Origin of the sequence: Tritonibacter horizontis, from assembly GCF_001518015.1 — a bacterium.
Classification (GTDB): Bacteria; Pseudomonadota; Alphaproteobacteria; order Rhodobacterales; family Rhodobacteraceae; genus Epibacterium; species Epibacterium horizontis.
Genome location: NZ_LPUY01000112.1, coordinates 1 through 3,252, shown reverse-complemented (window position 1 = coordinate 3,252; position 3,252 = coordinate 1). Strand labels below are relative to the sequence as shown.

Genomic DNA, 3,252 nt, shown 5'->3' with positions numbered 1-3,252 from the left:
CCGGCCCAACGGCGGGCGAGGTCAATCGCAGATTGGCATCTTCCGCGGGCGGGAGAGGCCCCTGCGATGTCCCGCCGTCAGACCAGCTGGAACACGATGCCCGACAGGATCGCCCCGGTGCCCCCCAGCGCCAGATAGGTGGCAAAAACCCGTGGCGTCACCAAGGACCAGACCGCCGCCATCGCCGGGATCGAGCTGACCGCCCCCGCCACCATGAAGGCCAGTGCTGCGCCTGCGCTCATCCCTTGTGTGATCAGCCCCGCCAGCAACGGCGGGGCCACATAGGAATTCAGATAGGCCGGCATGCCAACAATTGCTGCCGTGGCAATCGGCAGCACACCCTCGCCACCGACAACGGCCGCAATCCACTCCGGCTTCACATAGGTGACCAGCACCGCTTCCAACACATAGGCAAAAGCAAGCCACTTCAGCAGGAACAATGCGTTTTCGATGAACTGCCGACGAAAGATCGCGCGCCGGTCCGCCGCCTGCCAAAACCGCCAGTTGGGGGCCTGTTCGACCTTTGGCGCGCCACAGCCGCAACAGCTCGTGACACTTGCCTTGCGCAGAGGCTGTGCAAACAGCCCGACCCGGCGCAAGGCCTTGATCGCGAAACCGCCAAACACGCCCAGCGCCACCGCGCTCACCGCCTTGGCAATGGCAAAGGGCCAACCGAGAGCCGCCGCCGTGATCAGCAGGGTCGGCGGATCGATCAACGGCGAGGACAGCCAGAACGCCATCACCGCCGCCAGCGGCGCCCCCAGCGCCAGCAGGCCCGCGACAAAGGGGATGACTTCGCAAGAGCAAAACGGCGCCAGCCCGCCCAGCAGCGCGGCAAACACAATCATCCGCCCCTCCCGCCCGACAAAGGCGCGCGCCACCAGCACCTCCGCCCCGGTCGCCTTGAGGTAGGCCAGCAAAGTCACCGCAAACAGGATGTATTTCGAGGTAGAGACCAGCGCCCAGACGGCAAAGGACAGCACCGGCTGGAACTGGCCCGGATCAATCAGCGCCACAACCAGAAGAACCAGCGCCCCCAACACCCAGGGGCTTTGCAGGCCACGCAAGATCCCGCCTGCGCGCTGCCAAAGGGCGGAACGGGGACGAAGCGATGATTGGACTTCAGCCATTTTGTGCCACCTTTCTATCAGGTCCAAGGTCCCGGTCCTGACAGCACTCGCTCAGGATAAAGCCCGCAAGCTGTTCAAGATGTGGAAAATTGGCCCGGCAAATCGTTGTCCGCCCGACCTTCTCCTGCGCGACCACCTCCGCTGCGGCCAGAAACTTCAAATGATGGGCAAGGGTCGACGCCGCAATACCGGTCCGGTCGCGGACGTCACCAACGGTCAGACCGGCTTCGCCCGCGCGAACCAGAACCCGCAGCACCTCCAATCGCGCCTCCGATCCCATCGCAGCAAAGCCCTGCGCAGCAAGTGACGAATTCATCGGACCCTCCAGTTAATTCTATATAACTAGTTTTATGGTTATGTTTTCGATTTAGCAAGCCAGATCACAGCTCCGATGCGCCAACGGCGAATACATCCCTGTTTCCACATCGAAAATTCACCCGCAGGCAAAAACGTCGCGCCTGCGCCGCTGCCCGATTGCCATCGCACTAAGTCCAGATTAGGGTCCCGGATATGGCCATTTCCGTCGAAACCTTCTTTCTCAATCCGGACGCGCAGGGCACTCTGCAGGCGCAGATACAGGAGATGATCGCCGCCGGCATCCTGTCGGGCCGCTTTCGGGCGGAGGAGAAACTGCCCTCCTCGCGCAAACTGGCCGCGCATCTTGGGGTCAGCCGCATTACCGTGACCCTCGCCTATACGGAACTGGTGGCAAACGACTATCTCAGCGCCCGGGGCCGGTCTGGCTTTTTCGTCTCGGAAACGGCCCCGGTGCCGCCGACCTTCTCGCCGACGCAACGCGCACAAGAGACGGTGGACTGGGACCGGACCATCACCCGCCGGTTCACCGGGGGCGACACCCCGCGCAAACCGCAGGACTGGCGCAGCTACAGGTATCCGTTCATCTACGGTCAGGCGGATGCCACCCTGTTTGATCACGCGAACTGGCGGCTCTGTGCCCTGCGCGCGCTGGGGCAAAAGGATTTTGCGGCCATGACCGGCGATTACTTCGATCAGGATGATCCGCTCCTGATCGAATATATCGCCCGCCACACCCTGCCGCGACGTGGCATCATTGCCCGGCCCGAGGAAATCCTGATCACGCTGGGCGCCCAGAATGCGCTTTGGACCGTGGTGCAGCTCCTGCTTGAACCGGGTCGCAAGGCCGCGATCGAAGATCCCAGCTACTACACTCTGCGCGACCAGCTCAGTCACACCGGCTGCACGCTGGATGTGATCGGCGTCGACAGCGATGGCCTGCCCCCCGAGCAGATCGCGGCGGATACCGATGTGGTCTTCACCACCCCCAGCCACCAAAGCCCCACCACCGCCACCATGCCAATGGCGCGGCGTCGCGCGCTGCTGCAACGTGCAGCGGCGATTGATGCGATTGTGGTCGAAGACGACTACGAATTTGAAATGTCCTTTCGCGCGCCGCCTTCGCCTGCGCTGAAATCCATCGACAGTGACGGGCGGGTGATCTACCTCGGCAGTTTTTCCAAATCGCTGTTTCCGGGGCTGCGCCTGGGCTATCTGGTGGGGTCGGAGCCGTTCATTCGGCAGGCCCGCGCCCTCCGGGCCAATGTGCTGCGCCACCCGCCGGGACATATCCAGCGCACGGTCGCCTATTTCCTGTCCCTCGGTCACTACGATGCGCAGATCCGCCGCATGGCCCGCGTGTTGCAGGAACGGCGCGAGGTGCTGGAGCAGGTGATCGCCCTGCATGGGCTGGTACCGGCAAATCGCAACCTCTACGGCGGCTCGTCGCTCTGGATGCGGGCGGCGGATCATGTCGATATGGGCCAGGTCGCCAGCGGGCTGCGCACCAAAGGCGTGCTGATCGAACCCGGCGCGCCCTTCTTTGCGGCGCAAACACGCCAGCATCATTTCTATCGGCTCGGCTATTCCTCCATTGCCTCAGACCGCATCCCCGCCGGGGTCCAGCACGTGGCCGAATCCATTCGCGCCGCCCGCGCCTGACCTTGACCCGGACCCCGGCTCGAACCCTGGTCCAGACCCTGGCCAACAGCCGCCGCGCCCAGGGGCGCTGGCGGCCAACTGGGCGCAAGGGAGCTCTCCCGCCCCTTCGGACGGTCATCAAAGATGACATCCTCTGGGTTGGGCG

3 protein-coding genes are annotated in these 3,252 nt (G+C 63.8%); 1 reads left to right on the top strand and 2 read right to left on the bottom strand.

The features are described from left to right. Positions 1–77: 77 nt before the first annotated feature. The gene (locus tag TRIHO_RS20055) at positions 78–1,130 is read right to left on the bottom strand and encodes a permease (RefSeq protein WP_068248071.1); all 1,053 of its coding nucleotides are present in this window, start codon (positions 1,128–1,130) and stop codon (positions 78–80) included. Further along, positions 1,123–1,446, bottom strand: coding sequence for an ArsR/SmtB family transcription factor (locus TRIHO_RS20050; RefSeq protein ID WP_068248063.1), 324 nt, complete (start codon positions 1,444–1,446; stop codon positions 1,123–1,125). Before TRIHO_RS20050 ends, TRIHO_RS20055 begins: the two co-directional genes overlap by 8 nt. 194 nt (positions 1,447–1,640) lie before the next feature. Here TRIHO_RS20050 and pdxR point away from each other — a divergent pair, with 194 nt between their 5' ends. Further along, positions 1,641–3,107, top strand: a complete 1,467-nt coding sequence (gene pdxR / locus TRIHO_RS20045) for a MocR-like pyridoxine biosynthesis transcription factor PdxR (protein WP_068248060.1) — start codon at positions 1,641–1,643, stop codon at positions 3,105–3,107. The last annotated feature ends 145 nt before the right edge of the window (positions 3,108–3,252 follow it).